A 15,447-nucleotide genomic window follows, 5' to 3' on the forward strand; every position below is an offset into this window, starting at 1 on the left:
ACCGGCAACGATCATACTGATATTCTTACGCTCGACAAAGGAGACTCTATGAAACCGATGAAGAGCAGGACGATCCTTGGATTGCTGATGGCGGTTTGGATACGCGGCGCCACTGCAATTTCCAAATTGAACGCCAATTCGAAAATTTAGCGATGAATTTTGAATTTTAAACGAAATCAAAAAACGCTCAAACCTGAATTGTTTCGCTACATTTCCGAATTTTGGCGTGCAAGAGCACTGCCGCAAAACCTAACAGTTTTCATCATTTTTTTTAAACCGATCGGTTGGCGTGAGATCCGATCGGTTTGTGGACGGGCCGATCGGTTCGAGAGTTTGTCCGCGCACCGTCACGCTTCTCCGCTCCGGCCAAGATCCCGCGCAATAAGACGGTCGATCAGGATGGCCTGATTGGCTTGTTTTCGCCGATTTCTTCAACCAGGGCGGCGATGCGATCCAGCCGCTTATCGGTATTTGCCTGCGCAGCCTCCACTTCCATATGGGCCTCGCGGATCGCGGCCATCTGCTCGGCATGAGCGCGTCCGCTCGCTTCCAGTATCCGCTCGATGCGTTCGAACCGTTCTTGTACGTCTTTGTCCATTGATCCCACGTTTGTGCGGCTGAAGATCGCCGACAGAAAAATTTCAGAGATCGAAACGATGGTCACACGCAACCGGGCCGAGGGAGCGCTGTTCTCGAAAGTAGAGAAGCCGAAGTAGAGGCACAATGCCTGGATCGGCTTAATACTTGACCCGCGAGAATCAAAAGGACTGATTCCATGGCGTTTATCAGTGCTAAGCCAGAGCCCGCTTGAACAGAACAAGCAACCGGGCATGAGCGCGCTCTGCTTCATCCTTATTATATTGGTCGGAGTCGAGTGCACACCAACCATGGTCCGCTTTGTAGACTTCGATTTCTGCGGACAATCTGGCGTCATCGTACGCTTTCTTCAGCAGCGCTTTGTTATTCGGATCGCGCATATCGTCGTTCTGTGCCACACAGTGAAGGAACTGCGCCTTCATCCGGGGAACAAGCAGATGCGGACTGTCTTGGGCCGCACTCGCGAGTGTGCCGCCATGGAACGTGGCACCGGCGCCGATACGATCGGGAACCGCCGCTACAGCGCGCATCACCATCGGGCCGCCCATGCAGTAGCCCATGGTTCCAATCTTTCTTGTCTTCGAAACAGACGACTGAGAATCGAGCCAGCCGGCGAATGCTTTTGCATCGGTAGCATGCGTTGCCGGATTCAACAGTTGGGCCATGGGTCGTGCGATCGGCATGCCATCGGTGATCTTCGTCCCATCGGGAACGATCGGCGCCTTTCTGGATCTGTAAAACGGATTCACGACCAATACCGAATAGCCTTCTTGCGCCAGCCGCTTGCCCATCGTGCGATATGCCGGGCGCAGGCCGAGAATGTCCGGCCAGACAATGACGCCCGCGCCGGTGCCGGTAGTGGGGTGGACGAAATAGGCGTCCGCCGTGCCGTCCGGAGTCTTAATGTTGGCTTCTTCCTCCCTCACTTCGACGGCGGCTTCTGCTGCGTGAGGCAACAGAATCGATAAGCCGGCTGCTGCGGTCAGCGCAGCGAATTCCCGCCGGCTCAGGCCTGAACGGAGGCGGTGTTGTTCCACGTCGTTTTCATAATGTTCGTCGCACATAGGGTTGGGTTCTCCTTTTTTGTGGCACCTTACTATAGCGCAAGAGGTTCCCCGTTTTTGACAGCACCGGCTGAGTTAGCTAGACTAGCTAATATGATCACGGTGAACATGCATGATGCAAAAACACGCTTGTCTGAACTGGTTAAGGCCGTTGAAGAAAAGGGCGAGGTGGTGATTTTATGCCGGGATGGAAAGGAAGTCGCCGAAATTCGGCGCCGGTCCAAGCGTGCGCAGAGCCGGAATATCGATCCGGATCCCAAGTTTCGAGTAGAGTTCGCGCGGGGCTACAGACCCGATGAACCGCTTAGCGAAGACGAATGGCCGGACGATCTGCGGTAAATGTTCTGCTCGATACGTGCGCGGTGCTTGCGCTTACGCGTGGCGAACTGCCTCACGCCGCCGCATTTGCGCTTCGGTCGGCTCCGGAAGCATATGTTTCAATCGTTACACCCTGGGAAATGGCAATCAAGGCCGCTGCGGGAAAACTCGAGTTGCAGGATCCTCCCTTGTTGTGGTTTTTGGGTATTGCGGACCGTTATAGATTGCGTGAGCTTCAAATCGATGTCCGGACCGTTTGCGCCGCCGCCGCGCTCTCTCCCATTCATCGCGATCCGTTCGACCGCATTTTGGTGGCGCTCGCGCAGGAAACCGCGCTCACAATCCTGACTTCCGACCACAATATCGCGAAATACAACGGCATCAAAACGCTCTGGTGATCCACAGCGTGCGGCCTTACGCCGCGAAAAGCGACTCGACAAAGTCGTCGGCGGAGAACTCGATCAAGTCGTCCATCTTCTCGCCGACACCGACAAACCGGATCGGAATCTTCAGTTCCTTCGCGATTGCCGTCACGACGCCCCCCTTTGCGGTTCCGTCGAGCTTCGTCAAGACCAGTCCCGTCACTCCGGCGCTCTTCGTGAATTCTTTAGCCTGCGTGAGGCCGTTCTGTCCCGTGGTCGCATCGAGTACCAGAAGAACTTCGTGCGGAGCTCCCGGAACTTCGCGTTTCGCGATACGGGTCATCTTTTCGAGTTCAGCCATGAGGTTGTGCTTCGTGTGCAATCGTCCTGCGGTATCGACGATGACATAGTCGATTTTCTTGGCTTTCGCGGACTGCAGGGCATCAAACAGAACCGCCGAAGGGTCTGCTCCGGACTTTTGTTTGACGATCGGAACGTCGGCACGGTCCGCCCAGATCTCCAGTTGCTCTGTCGCCGCGGCGCGGAAGGTGTCGGATGCGCACAGCATGACCTTCTTGCTGTCATTGCGGAACCGGTTTGCCAGTTTTCCGATAGTCGTGGTTTTGCCGACGCCATTCACGCCGACCATCACGATGACGAAGGGATCGCCTTCGGCAACCTGTTTGGGCGGCGTGTAATTCACATTCAGGATCTTTCGCAGTTCTTCTTTGATCGCACTGCGCAGTTCTTTGGGGTCCTGCAGCATTTTGCGCGACATGCGGTCTTTGATGGCTTTCAGGATGTCGTTCGTGGTCGTCACGCCGATGTCGGCGCCGATCATGATTGCTTCGAGCTGATCCAGCATGGCGGCGTCGATTTCCTTCTGGCCTTCGACAAGATCCTGGATCTGCCCGGTGAAATTTTCTTTCGTCTGCTTGACGGCTTCCTTGATTTTTTCAAAGACCGTCGGTTCTTTCTTTTTCGGCGGCCCAAATAGGGTGATGAATTCCATCGGCTATTCTTCCTTCAGTTTCCTGTCCATCAAGTCGTTGATTGCATCTTGCGGGGCCCGTCCTTCATGCAATACCGAATACATTTTTTCGACGATGGGCATTTCAACATTGTGCCTGCGGGCGAGCGCAACTGTCGATTTTGCGGTTTTTACGCCTTCGGCAACCATTCGCATGTTTGAGAGCACCTCGTCGATCGGCTTTCCCTGTCCGAGCGCCACACCGACGCGACGGTTCCGGCTCAGACTGCCGTATGACGTCAAAACGAGGTCGCCGAGCCCGGCCAGTCCGGAGAGGGTTTCACGCTTTCCTCCACAGGCTCCCGCGAGACGCGTGATTTCGACGAGTCCCCGCGTGATCAGGGCCGCTGTTGCGTTGGATCCCAATCCCAGTCCTTCAACAACGCCTGCGGCGATCGCAATGATGTTTTTTACGGCCGCGGCAATTTCGACGCCAATCGGATCTGCGTTGGTATAAAGCCGGAACCGGGGCGCCGACAGTTCTGCCTGAAGATAAAGCCGCAGTTTCTCTTCCCGCGATGCGACGACGAGCGCCGTCGGTTCTCCCCGGGCGACTTCGGGAGCAAATGTCGGGCCCGATATCACGCCAACCTGAGGGACAAATTGACTCCCGGCGACGTCGACCACGATCTCCGACATCCGCATCAGCGTGTCGTTTTCAATGCCCTTCGTTGCACTGACGAATACTGTTTCTCCGCTCAATAGCGGTACGGCCTGCAACAGCACCTGGCGATACACATGCGACGGGACGGCAACGATGACAATGGGAGCGTCACTCAGCGTGTCGTTCATCGAATTGCTGACGCGAACGGACTCCGGAACACGCGCGCCGGGCAGATAGATGGGATTTTCGCGCGTGGCGAGCAGAGTTTCAACGAGATACGGCTCGTACGCCCATAGCCGGACCTCGCGCTCATCGCGAGCCATGGTGATGGCGAGGGCCGTTCCCCAGCCTCCGGCTCCGATGATGGCGATGGGTGACTTCATGGAAGGTTAAAGCAGATACTCTTTCAACTTCTCGTAAACCGATCCGGTGGATTTCAGCGTGCTTTTGATGACGAACAAGCGATCGGCCGTGAAGGATCCGAAATCATGCTCTTCATATTGCGCGGCGCCGGTAACCAGTGAGGAATCGATCCTGGTGTCCCGGGCGCGCGCGAGTGTGATATGAGGCCGGAAGGCGCGCTTTTCCCTTTCGAATCCCAGCCGTTCCATTCGGGAATCCAGTTCCTCCGCGAGGCCTTGCATCGTCGGGGCTTCCATTCCCGCCCAGAAAACACGTGGCGACCGATTGCCTGGAAAGAAGCCGACACCGCGGACGGAGATTGTAAACGGTTTCCATGACAGCCCGTTCATCGCTGTGTTGATGTCGTCCAGCTGTTTTTCCGGAACTTCCCCGAGAAATTTCAGCGTGATGTGAATGGACTCCGGAGCAACCCATTTGGCGCTCTCCGCCAGTGGACGCAGCGCCCGCTGAACGTCGGCGACGTTACTGCGGACTTCGGCTGGCAGATCGATGGCGATGAAGAGTCTCATTTATAGATCGCTGCGCGCTGCCGCGCTTGCATTCGCTCCGCTCATTACATTTTCATCAGTTCGCGCCGGGCCATGTCCAGCGCAGCTTGAGAGGCTTGCCAGCGGACTCTTCCACGGTCGCCTGGGAACTGAAAGTGGCGATGCACGGTTCCGGCTGGTGTGGCGACTCCGATATGAACGGTTCCTACAGGTTTCTCAGTGGAGCCGCCGTCCGGACCAGCGATTCCTGTTATGCCGATACCAAGCGTTGTTTTTGCGCGCGCCCGGATTCCTTCGGCAAGACCGACGGCCACTTCGGCGCTGACTGCCCCCTGCATTTCGAGAAGAAGGGGTGGAATTCCCGCCAGTTCCATTTTGGATTCATTACTGTAAGAAACAACACCCGACATGAAATATCGCGAACTGCCGGGAACATCCGTCAGTCTTTCAGCAATAAGGCCGCCGGTGCACGATTCGGCCGTGGCAATTGTCGCGTTTTTTAAAACCAGGAACATGCCGACGACTTCTTCGAGAGACTGTTCATTGCGCGCAAAGATAAATTCATCGAGTTCTTCGTCAATCTGGTCGCCGAGTTCCTTCAGGAGCCGTTCGGCTTCCTCCTTGTTTTTGCCCCGCGCGGTCAGCCGAACTTCGACCTGACCGGGTTTGGCCAGCACCGTGGTTTCCGGGTTTTTGTATTTTGTATAAATCGGAGCGATCCGGGCGTCAAGCGTGGATTCCGGCAGCCCCGCCGTCCGGAACACGGATCGAGCCATCGCCACACCGCCGGCCATCTCGTGCAGCCGCGGCATGCAGGCTTGTTCGAACATCGGTTTCAGTTCGGACGGAGGGCCCGGCAACAGAATGACATGATTTTTTTCAGCGTTTACCCAGAGACCGGGAGCTGTTCCGTGATGGTTCTCCAGGATATCGGAGCCCGTCAGCACGAGTGCCTGGCGCGCGTTGTTGGCGGGCATTTCGACCCCGCGCGCCTTGAAGCGGCGCTGCAGTCTCGCCAGGATGTCGTCGTTGAGTACGAGTTGCCGCTGCAGAACGCGGGCGATGACTTTTCTGGTGACGTCATCTTCGGTCGGGCCCAGCCCGCCGATCGTAATAAGAACAGGCGTGCGCGCCAGAGAATTCCGCACGGCGGACTCGATATAAGTCTCGTCGTCGCCGACAATCGTCTTCATCACCACGGGGATTCCCACCGCGTTGAGCTGTTCGGTTAAAAACAGGGAATTAGTGTCCTTGAAACGCGGCGTCAAAAGCTCGGAACCGATCGCGATGATTTCAGCAGAGACCATGATTAAGGTAATGGCTTTCCGGTGACGCCGAGGCGTACCCGGTATAGCGAACCCGAGTCGACCACCATCAACCCGTCCTGCAGATCGAAAGCCAGGCCCACGAGGCTGAGGCCCGCCACTACGAGTTCCGGTTTCTTCGGATCGCGGAAACGGAAGATACCACGGCGCCCCCGGTATGAGGCCACCCCGTAGAGATGGCCCTCGATATCGAAGGCGAGGCCCTGTGGCCTGCCGAGGCCGGTGAAAAAGCGTTCCACCGCGCCGCTCGGGGAAATCCGGTAAATGGAATCGAAGCTCGATGTCGTGGGACCCGTGACGTAAAGATAATCATCGAAACCGAACGCCAGATGATAGGCCGCGATGCTCGGCTCGAGCGTCGCAAAAACGAAGACTTCCTTCGAGGCATTGATCTTGAAGATGCTGCCGCTTCGATCCCCTACATAAAGGTTGGCGTCATGATCGAAGGCAATGCCGGTGGCGATTCCCATCCCTTCGATGAACATCTCCGTACGGCCCGAACGGTCGACATGATAGACATTGCCTTCAAACCGGCTGGAGACGTAGAGCTCACCGTTCAGGTTGAACGCCAGGCCGGTCGCATTCATGATGTCCGTGACAAACGAAGTTACGGCGCCTTTCGGCGTCACCTTGTAGATCGATACCGGAGTTTTCTGGCCTCGCCTGCCGCTGTAGGTCGCGTAGATATTGCCGTCGCCATCGATGGCCGGATTGGCCACCGGGTGAAGGTTTGAGGCGATCTTTTTTCCGATCTCGTAAGGAAAGGGCCTGCTCGTGTCGCCGTTGGTGGCGACTACCAGTTCCGAGGTTCCGAGTTCGGCCGAGTGTTCGGGGACCTTCGCAATGATCTGCGCGCTCGACGCCATGGTGATCTGAGCGGAAAAATCGCCGAACCGGACTTGAGGCTGAGATGTTCCTGCCAGTTCCCGGCCGGAATACTCGATCACGACCTCGCCTCCGGGCAGCGCGGCCCTGGGCATGACGTTCTTGATGGTGATGTCCGCCATTTTATCGATTATCCAACGAATATGCGACGAATCAGTGTCAGTAGTGCAAGCGCATACAACCCTGCACCCACATCGTCAGCGACCACGCCCAGCCCGCCTTTCAATCGTTCGAGGCGCCGGATTGGAAAGGGTTTCACGATATCGAATAACCGAAAGAGCCCGAATCCCAGCAAAACATAAAATGCCGAAAGTTGATATCTGCCGGCGGCGATTGCGAACGTGATCATCTGCCCAACAACTTCATCAATGACAATCCGCTGAGCATCATGTCCCCACAGATGTTCAACGCGTGACGAAGCCCAGATGCCGACGATGAAGAGAAAAATTATAGCATGCGGATAATAAGCGCCGGCATGCATCGCTTCGATCAGAAGATATACCGCGACGCCGACAATGGACCCGGCGGTGCCGGGAGCTTTAGGCGCAAAGCCTGCGCCGCCGGCGGTTGCAATGCAGATTGCAGCCCAATCAGTCCTCGTCTTCGCGATTTCCATTGGAAAAGTGGGTCTCTTCAGGCGGCCTTTCTTTCGTAGGAAGCCGAAATTCTCCGCCGGCCCACTTACCCAGATCGATGAGCTTGCAGCGTTCACTGCAGAACGGACGGTAAGGATTGGCCGTGTATTCGGTTTCTTTGTTGCAGGTCGGACACTTCATTCGCCGTCTCGATCAAATGATCTTTCCGATCAGATCGTACTCGAGGCTGTCAGTGATTTCGACATCATAGAACCCGCCGGGTGTTACCTGTTTATCGCCGGTATCGTTGATCAAAACGTGTCCATCGATTTCCGGGGCCTGCGTTTGCATTCGGCCCTGCAGCAGCAGATCGGATTCATCGGATGCGCCGTCCAATAAAACTTCAACCGTTCTTCCGACCATCCCGGTCAGTTTCTTCCTGGAAATCTTCGATTGTTCCTTCATTAAAGTGTTGCGCCGGCGTGCCGCAACCGCGCGCGTTACTTTCGAATCGAGATCGAATGCGCCGGTTCCTTCTTCGTCGGAATAGAGGAATACGCCGACGTTATCGAAGCCGACATTCCGGGTGAACGTCCGCACTTCCTGGAAATCCTGTTCGCTTTCGCCGGGGAAGCCGACGATAAAAGACGTGCGAAGGCCGGCATCCGGCATGATCCTTCGGATGCTCCCGATTTGCCGTTCGTAAGCTTCCCGGTGCCCGCCACGCTTCATCCGTTCGAGAACCGGGCGGCTTGCGTGCTGATAGGGAATGTCGAAGTACTTGCAGAGGCGTTTCTCCTCTGCGACAAGCTGCACGAGTTCGTCCGAAACCATGTTTGGGTAGCAGTACAGAAACCGGACCCACTTCAGCCCGTCGATTTTGACGAGTTGCCGGAGCAGTTCGGTGATTCCGTTCGGCATCCCGAGATCCTTCCCGTAAGCCATGGTGTCCTGAGACACGATGACCAGTTCACGTACGCCCTGCTCCGCAAGCCTGCGGGCTTCGGCGATCAGGTCGGAGGTTGTCCGGCTCCGGAAGCGGCCGCGGAAGCCCGGGATCGCGCAAAATGTGCAAACGTGATCGCAGCCTTCGGAGATCTTCAAATACGCCATGTGCGCGGGCGTCGTCAGCATGCGCGGAATCGTCGGGATTTCCTTCGATGAATACAGGGCGTCGATCGTGACGGAAGGTGCAGCAGCGGAAGACTCCAGTTGGACCGCTTCAAGAATGCGCCCCAGTTCGTCGGGTCCGAAAATGAAATCGATTTCCGGAATCTCTTTCTGAATCTCGCTTCGATAACGTTCCGCAAGACAACCGGCCACGACCAGTTTTTTGCAGTTACCGCTGTTTTTGAGTTCCGCCATCTCGAGGATGGTGTCGATGGACTCTTTTTTTGCGCTGTCGATGAAGCCGCAGGTGTTCACGACAATGACGTCCGCATCTTCTTTTTGAGGAGTGATGGAGTAGCCTTGCCGGGCAAGCGTCCCGAGCATGACTTCACTATCCACCAGGTTTTTAGGACAGCCGAGGCTGACAAACCCGATCTTCGGCGTTTTTTGATCCGGCATGTTTAGTTACTGACTGTTGGCGCCTTATTGGCGCGGCGGACGCTCATGGACTCGCTTTAAATCCTTGTCCAGGAGGTCGATTCCACGATCGAGCAGCGAGCGTACCGCAAGAAGCCCCTCTTTTTGAGCGTTGACCAGGTGCTCGGCCGTCCTGCGCGGAAAGAGCCCAAGGACTTTGTCCGTGACGGTATTGCGCCAATCCCACACTTGATCGCTCAACCTGGCGTCCTGCTCTTTCGCTTCTTCGGCCATGTTCCCAATTGTACCAGAAAGGGGGAACGCGGGCATAAAGCCCGCGGTTACAGGATTCGTCCCGCTTTACGGGCGCGGCGGACGCGGAAAGGATATCGCTGCGGGTTCGGCAGGAGAAATACCAGTGTGATCAGCCAGAAACTGAAGAGCAGGCCGAGTGCGAGCAGCAGGAGGCTGCCGATTTTCAGATAGAGAATACTTGTCACGACAGCGAGCCCGACCCCGGATATGGTCATCACGACACGGCGGAACAGATGGGATATGAATTTTTCCAGGCCGTCCATATCCGCGGGGTGAATCCGGATGCGCAGCTGTTCGCGTCCGGCGCGGGCGAAGACGTTCTCCATGTCCTTGAGCAGGGTGTAGAGAGCGAGTCCTTCTTTCGTTATCGTGTCCTTGACCGTCGGCCATACCGAGGGGCCAAGCGAGCGCTCGAGAATCTTTTTATAGATCGGAATCGCCGTAGTCAGGCTGTTGAAATGCGGATCATAAGCGATCCCAAGGCCCTCAATAAGGACCGCGGTGCGCAGGATGTAAACCAGGTTGGACGGCAATCGCAAAGGGAAGCGGTAAAACGTATTCACGATGTGGAACGAAAGCTCCTGAATCTGCCGCTGCGTCAGGCGTTTGTCGAGATGAATAGAGATGATGGAGTGCGCCGCTTCACTGAGGGTCGACGGGCTGACGTCGGTTTCGAGCATGTCCAGCTTGTAAGCAGCATCGATGACGCCGTCGACGTCGCTCCGGACCGCCGCAATCACAGCGCGGACAAGTTCCTGCCGGAATTCCGGCGTGATCTCGACGACCATTCCATAGTCCAGCAGAACGATTCGCGCGTCGGGCTGCACCAGAATGTTTCCGGGGTGCGGATCGGCGTGGAAAAGACCGTGAATCAGAAGCTGGCCGCCGTAAAACTCGATAAGGTTCTCGATCATCTTGCGCGTGTCGATCTTGTGACGAACGATTTCCTGTGTTTCGTCGATACGAAAACCCTCACAGAACTCCATGACCAGCACGCGTGTCGTCGTAACCTCTCTGTAGACCTTGGGAATGATGACGAAACTGCTGTCGCGGTAAAGCTCGGCAAAACGCTCCACGTTGTCCGCTTCGTGCAGAAAATCCATTTCCTCGGCAATCACTCTTGAGAATTCGTCGATGATGGTGCGGGTCGACCGGATGATGTGGTGATCGATAAACTGCTCGAGAATGAACACTAGGTTTTGAACAACCCGGATATCCGTCGCCACCAGCTCTTCGACGCCGGGGCGAAGCACTTTGACAATGACCTCCTGTCCGCGATACCGCGCCCGATGGACCTGTCCTAAAGAAGCTGCAGCCAGCGCTTCGCCCTGAAATGATTCGAAAACGTCATCAATCCGCTGTTTCAACTCCGATTCGATTCGTTTCCGGACTTCGGGGGTGGGGAAAGGAGGTACGCGGTCGTGAAGATTGGCGAACTCTTCCACGTAAATGGGCGGGACGATGTCGGCGCGAATGCCGAAAACCTGGGCGAGCTTGATGAAGCTTGGGCCCAGCGATGCGATCGTTCGAGTGAGCCGTCTGGCGCGGGCGCGGTGCGCATCGTCGCTTTGAAAGCGCGGCGGCCCGGCAAGAATCCACCGCCGCCTGTCGCGCAGGAATGCAAGCAGGAATGGCGAGAGCCGGTACCAGACGACGAAGATTCGGAGAATCATTAATAATGGCCTGACCGGCTATCCGCGGGCGCTTCGAAGCTTCCGTACGGATTCCTCCAGGAGCGCAAAATCCGCAGCGGAAACGGACAGCCGCCCGTATTTCGCCTTTTCAAAAATCTCCAGCGATCCAGTCAGAATAGATCTCCCCTGGGAATCGGGCAAATCGAATATCCATTCACGCCAGGTTTCCGTGGCGCGCCGCTGGGGTGACCGGCGGCCGGCAATTTTTGCCGCCCGATAGAACAGTTGCTCCACGACCTCCTCGTTCACCGCGCCGCGCCCCCGCCGGAGCCGCCAGATCTGCAGCTGAGTACGCAGAGCGCGCCGCTGTTTGAAGGCGGCACCGGCGAGAATGCCGAGGACCGCTACCACCCAGAAAGCCGGCATCTGCATAACCCTCGTGATCGACGCGGCCGACCGGTCCGAAAATCTCTGCCCTTGAACCATCCACTGGTCCGATTTGTCGCGGAGTGTCGTTTGCAGGGATTGGATGCGGTCTTGAGCGCTGCGAAAGAGCTGCAGTTGAGTGTTGGAGTCGTAAACAATCACATATGAGTTCCAGAAAAACTCCATCGCATCGAAATATTGGGCCATTTGCCGGGCGAGATTCAGATCGGGATGATTCGGATCCGGCGGCGTCGGATCGAATTCCACCCAGCCATGCCCCGGAACATATACCTCGACCCAGCTGTGTGCATCCGATTCGCGAATGATATAGTCCTGTCCGACCGGGTTGTATTCACCCATCAGGAAGCCATTGACCAGCCGTGTTGGAATGCCGGCGGATCTCAAAAGGATGGCCATCGAGGACGCGAAATATTCGCAATGTCCTGATTTCGCTTCGAACAGGAACGTGCTCACCGGCTGCGGTCCGGGCGTCCAGGTCAGGTCCAGCGTGTACTTGTAATTCTTTTTGAGGTACGTCTCGACGAGAGAGGCTTTGTCCATCGTGGACTTGGCTTTCGCTGTTATGTCATTCGCAAGCTGAGTGATCCTGGGATCAATTCCAAGAGGCAGTTGCAGGTAGCGCCGGCTGAGTTCTGCCGGAATTGCCTCCTCTTTCAAGCTCGCATCGCGCATGCGGCTTCGAACCGGTATCTCCGAAAGTACTTGATACTGGATTCGCCGGGCGGTGGGAAACCGCAGGTATAAAGACTCGTCACTGTCATACTCGATCCCCACTAATTTGCCCGATATCGCGCGCACTTCATGGGGACCGAATAGTGTGCTGGTTGCAAGCGGCTCGAGAAGGATTTCATAGCTCGCCGTGTCGCGCGTGTCGACGACGGGACGCATCGAGTACACACCATCAGGAGATTCTTCCAGCGGCATATGCCTTCGATTCGTTTTGGACCAGTTATGCCCGTCAAAGCGGTCCAGTGCGATTCCCCGCCATTTCAAAACGTCAAACGGTTTGCCGCTGATCTGACGGGCGTGCATCACGACCGCCGTACTGCGTTTCACCTCGCCGATTTCGCCGAGTTGAACACGGTCCGTAAAGCCGGACACCAGCAATGACTGCGTGGCCGCGCGCGTAAAATAGCCTGTTCCGATTCGCGGAATGGTAAGGAAGAGCGCCACTCCCGTGAAAATGATCCAGATCGTCGCCCAGACACTCATGCCGGTCAGAGGCACTCCGGCGTCCTCTGCCCGTGCCGGCGCCGTTCGCTCCGAGCGGTACATATCGAAGCTCATCAAGGTCGAAACCAGAGCAACAAGAAATAAAAAGAGCGTTGCTGCAAACGAGATGTCGATCGTCAGGGAAGCTGCCGCAAGAATCTGCAGGAACGACAGAATGATGAGGTACAGATAGTCCTTATCCGATTTCTCCTGATAAAGCTTGGCAAGCTGGAGGCACAGGACAAGATGGATCGATGCTGAAATGAACGAACGGGAAATGATGATGCTGTCCAGGAGGAAAAAGAAAATGTACGCGCAGGACAGTAAGAACGCGCCGCGCGGCGACAGCGGAGCCGGCAGCCCCTTAACAGTGCGGTAAACGCTGATGCCGAGGCCTGCCGTAAAAACCACGATGGCCGGCGCGTCGAGCCGTCCCGTAAATGCCAGCGCGAGAAATGCGCTGGTCATCAGAGCATGGCACGAAATCTGAAAGTATCGTTTCATCGTATCGACAGCCTGTAAGCGCCTTCGTAGCGTGGCGGATCTGCCGCAGGCGACATCTGGACCAGCGCCAGATACTCCAGAATGGAATCGAGCGTGGTTGCCGTGTTGCCTTGGGCGGTCCGCCAGTCGTCGGAGATCATGGAGACCTCGATCCCGTCATTGATCAGGTGACAGGCGAGCGATGCGGTATAGGAAACCAGTTGCTCAAATTTTTCCGCATCGCCGGGTTGCCCGTAGCGGTCGAAGGCCAGAAGGAGTCGCCTGCTTTCCTCGGCGGCGTACTCGCGGGTTTTGAGCACCGACGTTTTCGCGGATGCCTTCCAGTGAACGTGGCGGGCGCTATCCGAGGGCACGTAGTCGCGGATCATGTAGAGATCGTGACCGAGTCCCCTCTCGAATCTCTGGTTTTCACCTTGCAAATCGAGGGCCGAAATGTCCATCCGATCCGGCGGAATGATTTCGGGATAGCAAATGCATTCGGTGTCAGCGGCGTAAGTCCGATCCTTTAGAAAGAAACCGAACGGATACCGGGATGACGCTTTCAATTCGCGGCTCAGAAAGCGCCCCCGCTTCATCAGCCGCGCCTGGCCCGTCAGAGATGTCTTTCCCGCACCCCTCACGGCGGGCAGATAAAGGGTGGAGAATCGAATGGCGGTGTTTTCCACCGGATCGAGTTGGATGGAAAAGCTCGGGAAGAAACGTTTGTGATTTCTTACCTGGACGGAAATCGGAAATGGTTCGCCGGCGAAGCAGTGCGAGGGCAGCCGGACATCGAGACGCAGAAATCGGAAATTCAATGCCGACATAAAACCGGAGAGCAGCAGGACGGCCAGCAACGCGGACAACACCATATACAGGAGATTATTGGCTGTGTTGATCGCAGCAAATATGACGACTGTTACGGCAGCGAAGTACATCCAGCCTTCCCGCGTAACGTGATAATGCGAAAAGAAAGGCAGCCATTCCCAATCCACACTGGATGCCAGCCGGGGAACGAATTTGATCCCGACCCAGATTGCGATGCCGAGCGCAATGAACGCGGATGTCGCAGCGGCGGCAACCCGGCCATCGCGCCCCGCACTCGACGAGTAAAGGGCCGACATCAACGCGACGGCGAGCATGCCGATCGCCGACAGGAAATTCTTCCACATTGGAGTCATGATCAACTTATGCGGGGACAGGCGTTTGATCGACGATCTCCTGCAGAACCGAGTCTGCGTCCCGATGGCTTCGGGAACCCGAACGGATCATCGCGAGGCGGTGCTCGAAAACCGGGTGCACCAGCTTCTTGATATCGTCAGGGACCACGAAGCTCCGGCCCTCGAGCATAGCCATTGACTGCGCGGCCCGGAAAAGCGCGGCTGTTCCCCGCGGGCTGATGCCGAGTTCGATTTCGGAGTGCGAACGCGTGCGGTTCACGATCTCGATCATGTAATCGACGAGCGATTCTTCGATGTGAATCTTCCGGCTTTCGTCCTGCAAGGAGAGAACCTCAGCCGGGCTCAATACCGCTTCTCCGGGGAGCCGGTTGCCCGAGTTGGAAAATCTCTTCAGGATTTCTTTCTCTGCGGCCGGATCGGGATATCCGATGTTGATGCGCATCAGGAAGCGGTCCAGTTGCGATTCCGGAAGCGGGTACGTTCCGTGATGTTCGATCGGGTTCTGCGTGGCAAGAACCATAAAAGGGCGCGGCAGGGGATACGTCCGGTTCTCGATCGTCACCTGACCTTCGTTCATCGCCTCCAGCAGCGCGCTTTGTGTCTTGGGCGTCGTGCGGTTGATTTCGTCGGCAAGGACGATGTTGGCGAAAATCGGTCCGGGCTTGAACTCGAATTCACTCAACCTGGGATTGTAGACCGAAACGCCGAGTACGTCCGAGGGGAGAAGATCGCTGGTGAATTGAATGCGATGAAATTCGCAATCGAGCGAGCGGGCGAGCGCGTGTCCCAGTGTCGTTTTGCCGACGCCGGGTACATCTTCGATCAGCAGATGGCCTTCGGCCAGCAACGCAACGATTGCCAGGTTAATGGTTTCCTGTTTTCCTTTAACCGTGATTCCGATGGCGTCGCGGAGCGCAAAAATCTTCTCCCTGGCCGTTGTTTCGAGCGTTTCCATTGTGGTCCGAAGCGATTCTAGC

At 56.5% G+C, this 15,447-nt stretch carries 17 protein-coding genes; 2 read left to right on the forward strand and 15 right to left on the reverse strand.

Annotation, left to right across the window (positions count from 1 at the left end):
- Positions 1-394: 394 nt before the first annotated feature.
- Together VGK48_05400 and VGK48_05405 are read right to left on the reverse strand one after the other, a co-directional pair.
- Positions 395-850 (reverse strand): hypothetical protein, encoded by a 456-nt coding sequence (locus VGK48_05400; protein ID HEY2380600.1) that lies wholly within the window; start codon positions 848-850, stop codon positions 395-397.
- Entirely contained in the window at positions 792-1,661 is an 870-nt protein-coding gene (locus tag VGK48_05405; protein ID HEY2380601.1) for a dienelactone hydrolase family protein, read from the reverse strand. The genes VGK48_05400 and VGK48_05405 overlap by 59 nt, the downstream gene beginning before the upstream one ends.
- Before the next feature lie 93 nt (positions 1,662-1,754).
- Between VGK48_05405 and VGK48_05410 the strand changes: the two genes are divergently transcribed.
- Both VGK48_05410 and VGK48_05415 read left to right on the forward strand, forming a co-directional pair.
- A complete protein-coding gene (locus tag VGK48_05410; protein ID HEY2380602.1) occupies positions 1,755-2,000 on the forward strand; it encodes a type II toxin-antitoxin system prevent-host-death family antitoxin in 246 nt (81 codons plus the stop codon).
- A complete protein-coding gene (locus VGK48_05415; GenBank protein ID HEY2380603.1) occupies positions 1,979-2,377 on the forward strand; it encodes a type II toxin-antitoxin system VapC family toxin in 399 nt (132 codons plus the stop codon). Before VGK48_05410 ends, VGK48_05415 begins: the two co-directional genes overlap by 22 nt.
- Before the next feature lie 16 nt (positions 2,378-2,393).
- Here the strand turns inward: VGK48_05415 and ftsY are convergent, their stop codons facing one another.
- From ftsY to VGK48_05480, 13 genes are read right to left on the reverse strand one after another with little or no spacing between them, the layout of a single operon-like run.
- The gene (ftsY, locus tag VGK48_05420; GenBank protein ID HEY2380604.1) at positions 2,394-3,353 is read right to left on the reverse strand and encodes a signal recognition particle-docking protein FtsY; all 960 of its coding nucleotides are present in this window, start codon (positions 3,351-3,353) and stop codon (positions 2,394-2,396) included.
- A gap of 3 nt (positions 3,354-3,356) precedes the next feature.
- Positions 3,357-4,358: an NAD(P)H-dependent glycerol-3-phosphate dehydrogenase gene (locus VGK48_05425; protein ID HEY2380605.1), complete on the reverse strand. Its 1,002-nt coding sequence runs from the start codon at positions 4,356-4,358 to the stop codon at positions 3,357-3,359.
- 6 nt (positions 4,359-4,364) lie between these two features.
- Positions 4,365-4,907, reverse strand: a complete 543-nt coding sequence (thpR, locus tag VGK48_05430; GenBank protein ID HEY2380606.1) for an RNA 2',3'-cyclic phosphodiesterase — start codon at positions 4,905-4,907, stop codon at positions 4,365-4,367.
- 44 nt (positions 4,908-4,951) lie between these two features.
- Positions 4,952-6,193 (reverse strand): competence/damage-inducible protein A, encoded by a 1,242-nt coding sequence (locus VGK48_05435; protein HEY2380607.1) that lies wholly within the window; start codon positions 6,191-6,193, stop codon positions 4,952-4,954.
- Positions 6,194-6,195: 2 nt separating this feature from the next.
- Positions 6,196-7,218, reverse strand: coding sequence for an IPT/TIG domain-containing protein (locus VGK48_05440; protein ID HEY2380608.1), 1,023 nt, complete (start codon positions 7,216-7,218; stop codon positions 6,196-6,198).
- An 8-nt stretch (positions 7,219-7,226) separates the two neighbouring features.
- The gene (locus tag VGK48_05445) at positions 7,227-7,712 is read right to left on the reverse strand and encodes a phosphatidylglycerophosphatase A (GenBank protein ID HEY2380609.1); all 486 of its coding nucleotides are present in this window, start codon (positions 7,710-7,712) and stop codon (positions 7,227-7,229) included.
- Positions 7,687-7,872 carry a DNA gyrase inhibitor YacG gene (locus tag VGK48_05450; protein ID HEY2380610.1) on the reverse strand — a complete coding sequence of 62 codons (186 nt, stop codon included), beginning with the start codon at positions 7,870-7,872 and terminating at the stop codon, positions 7,687-7,689. Before VGK48_05450 ends, VGK48_05445 begins: the two co-directional genes overlap by 26 nt.
- A gap of 12 nt (positions 7,873-7,884) precedes the next feature.
- On the reverse strand, positions 7,885-9,240 hold the full coding sequence (gene rimO, locus VGK48_05455) for a 30S ribosomal protein S12 methylthiotransferase RimO (GenBank protein HEY2380611.1): 1,356 nt from the start codon (positions 9,238-9,240) through the stop codon (positions 7,885-7,887).
- Between the two features lie 24 nt (positions 9,241-9,264).
- On the reverse strand, positions 9,265-9,492 hold the full coding sequence (locus tag VGK48_05460) for a hypothetical protein (protein ID HEY2380612.1): 228 nt from the start codon (positions 9,490-9,492) through the stop codon (positions 9,265-9,267).
- A 47-nt stretch (positions 9,493-9,539) separates the two neighbouring features.
- Entirely contained in the window at positions 9,540-11,186 is a 1,647-nt protein-coding gene (locus tag VGK48_05465) for an AarF/UbiB family protein (GenBank protein ID HEY2380613.1), read from the reverse strand.
- Between the two features lie 18 nt (positions 11,187-11,204).
- Complete coding sequence (locus VGK48_05470) at positions 11,205-13,310, reverse strand: DUF3488 and transglutaminase-like domain-containing protein (protein ID HEY2380614.1); 2,106 nt, start codon at positions 13,308-13,310, stop codon at positions 11,205-11,207.
- Positions 13,307-14,470, reverse strand: a complete 1,164-nt coding sequence (locus tag VGK48_05475; protein ID HEY2380615.1) for a DUF58 domain-containing protein — start codon at positions 14,468-14,470, stop codon at positions 13,307-13,309. Before VGK48_05475 ends, VGK48_05470 begins: the two co-directional genes overlap by 4 nt.
- A gap of 7 nt (positions 14,471-14,477) precedes the next feature.
- The gene (locus VGK48_05480; GenBank protein HEY2380616.1) at positions 14,478-15,425 is read right to left on the reverse strand and encodes a MoxR family ATPase; all 948 of its coding nucleotides are present in this window, start codon (positions 15,423-15,425) and stop codon (positions 14,478-14,480) included.
- Positions 15,426-15,447: the final 22 nt, after the last annotated feature.

This window comes from Terriglobia bacterium (genome assembly GCA_036496425.1).
GTDB lineage: Bacteria > Acidobacteriota > Terriglobia > 20CM-2-55-15 > 20CM-2-55-15 > 20CM-2-55-15.

Bases quoted from the DNA above. Each gene is read 5' to 3' on its own strand.
- VGK48_05400 (HEY2380600.1), bottom strand. From the start codon at position 850: ATGAAGCAGAGCGCGCTCATGCCCGGTTGCTTGTTCTGTTCAAGCGGG.
- VGK48_05405 (HEY2380601.1), bottom strand. From the start codon at position 1,661: ATGTGCGACGAACATTATGAAAACGACGTGGAACAACACCGCCTCCGT.
- VGK48_05410 (HEY2380602.1), top strand. From the start codon at position 1,755: ATGATCACGGTGAACATGCATGATGCAAAAACACGCTTGTCTGAACTG.
- VGK48_05415 (HEY2380603.1), top strand. From the start codon at position 1,979: ATGGCCGGACGATCTGCGGTAAATGTTCTGCTCGATACGTGCGCGGTG.
- ftsY (HEY2380604.1), bottom strand. From the start codon at position 3,353: ATGGAATTCATCACCCTATTTGGGCCGCCGAAAAAGAAAGAACCGACG.
- VGK48_05425 (HEY2380605.1), bottom strand. From the start codon at position 4,358: ATGAAGTCACCCATCGCCATCATCGGAGCCGGAGGCTGGGGAACGGCC.
- thpR (HEY2380606.1), bottom strand. From the start codon at position 4,907: ATGAGACTCTTCATCGCCATCGATCTGCCAGCCGAAGTCCGCAGTAAC.
- VGK48_05435 (HEY2380607.1), bottom strand. From the start codon at position 6,193: ATGGTCTCTGCTGAAATCATCGCGATCGGTTCCGAGCTTTTGACGCCG.
- VGK48_05440 (HEY2380608.1), bottom strand. From the start codon at position 7,218: ATGGCGGACATCACCATCAAGAACGTCATGCCCAGGGCCGCGCTGCCC.
- VGK48_05445 (HEY2380609.1), bottom strand. From the start codon at position 7,712: ATGGAAATCGCGAAGACGAGGACTGATTGGGCTGCAATCTGCATTGCA.
- VGK48_05450 (HEY2380610.1), bottom strand. From the start codon at position 7,872: ATGAAGTGTCCGACCTGCAACAAAGAAACCGAATACACGGCCAATCCT.
- rimO (HEY2380611.1), bottom strand. From the start codon at position 9,240: ATGCCGGATCAAAAAACGCCGAAGATCGGGTTTGTCAGCCTCGGCTGT.
- VGK48_05460 (HEY2380612.1), bottom strand. From the start codon at position 9,492: ATGGCCGAAGAAGCGAAAGAGCAGGACGCCAGGTTGAGCGATCAAGTG.
- VGK48_05465 (HEY2380613.1), bottom strand. From the start codon at position 11,186: ATGATTCTCCGAATCTTCGTCGTCTGGTACCGGCTCTCGCCATTCCTG.
- VGK48_05470 (HEY2380614.1), bottom strand. From the start codon at position 13,310: ATGAAACGATACTTTCAGATTTCGTGCCATGCTCTGATGACCAGCGCA.
- VGK48_05475 (HEY2380615.1), bottom strand. From the start codon at position 14,470: ATGACTCCAATGTGGAAGAATTTCCTGTCGGCGATCGGCATGCTCGCC.
- VGK48_05480 (HEY2380616.1), bottom strand. From the start codon at position 15,425: ATGGAAACGCTCGAAACAACGGCCAGGGAGAAGATTTTTGCGCTCCGC.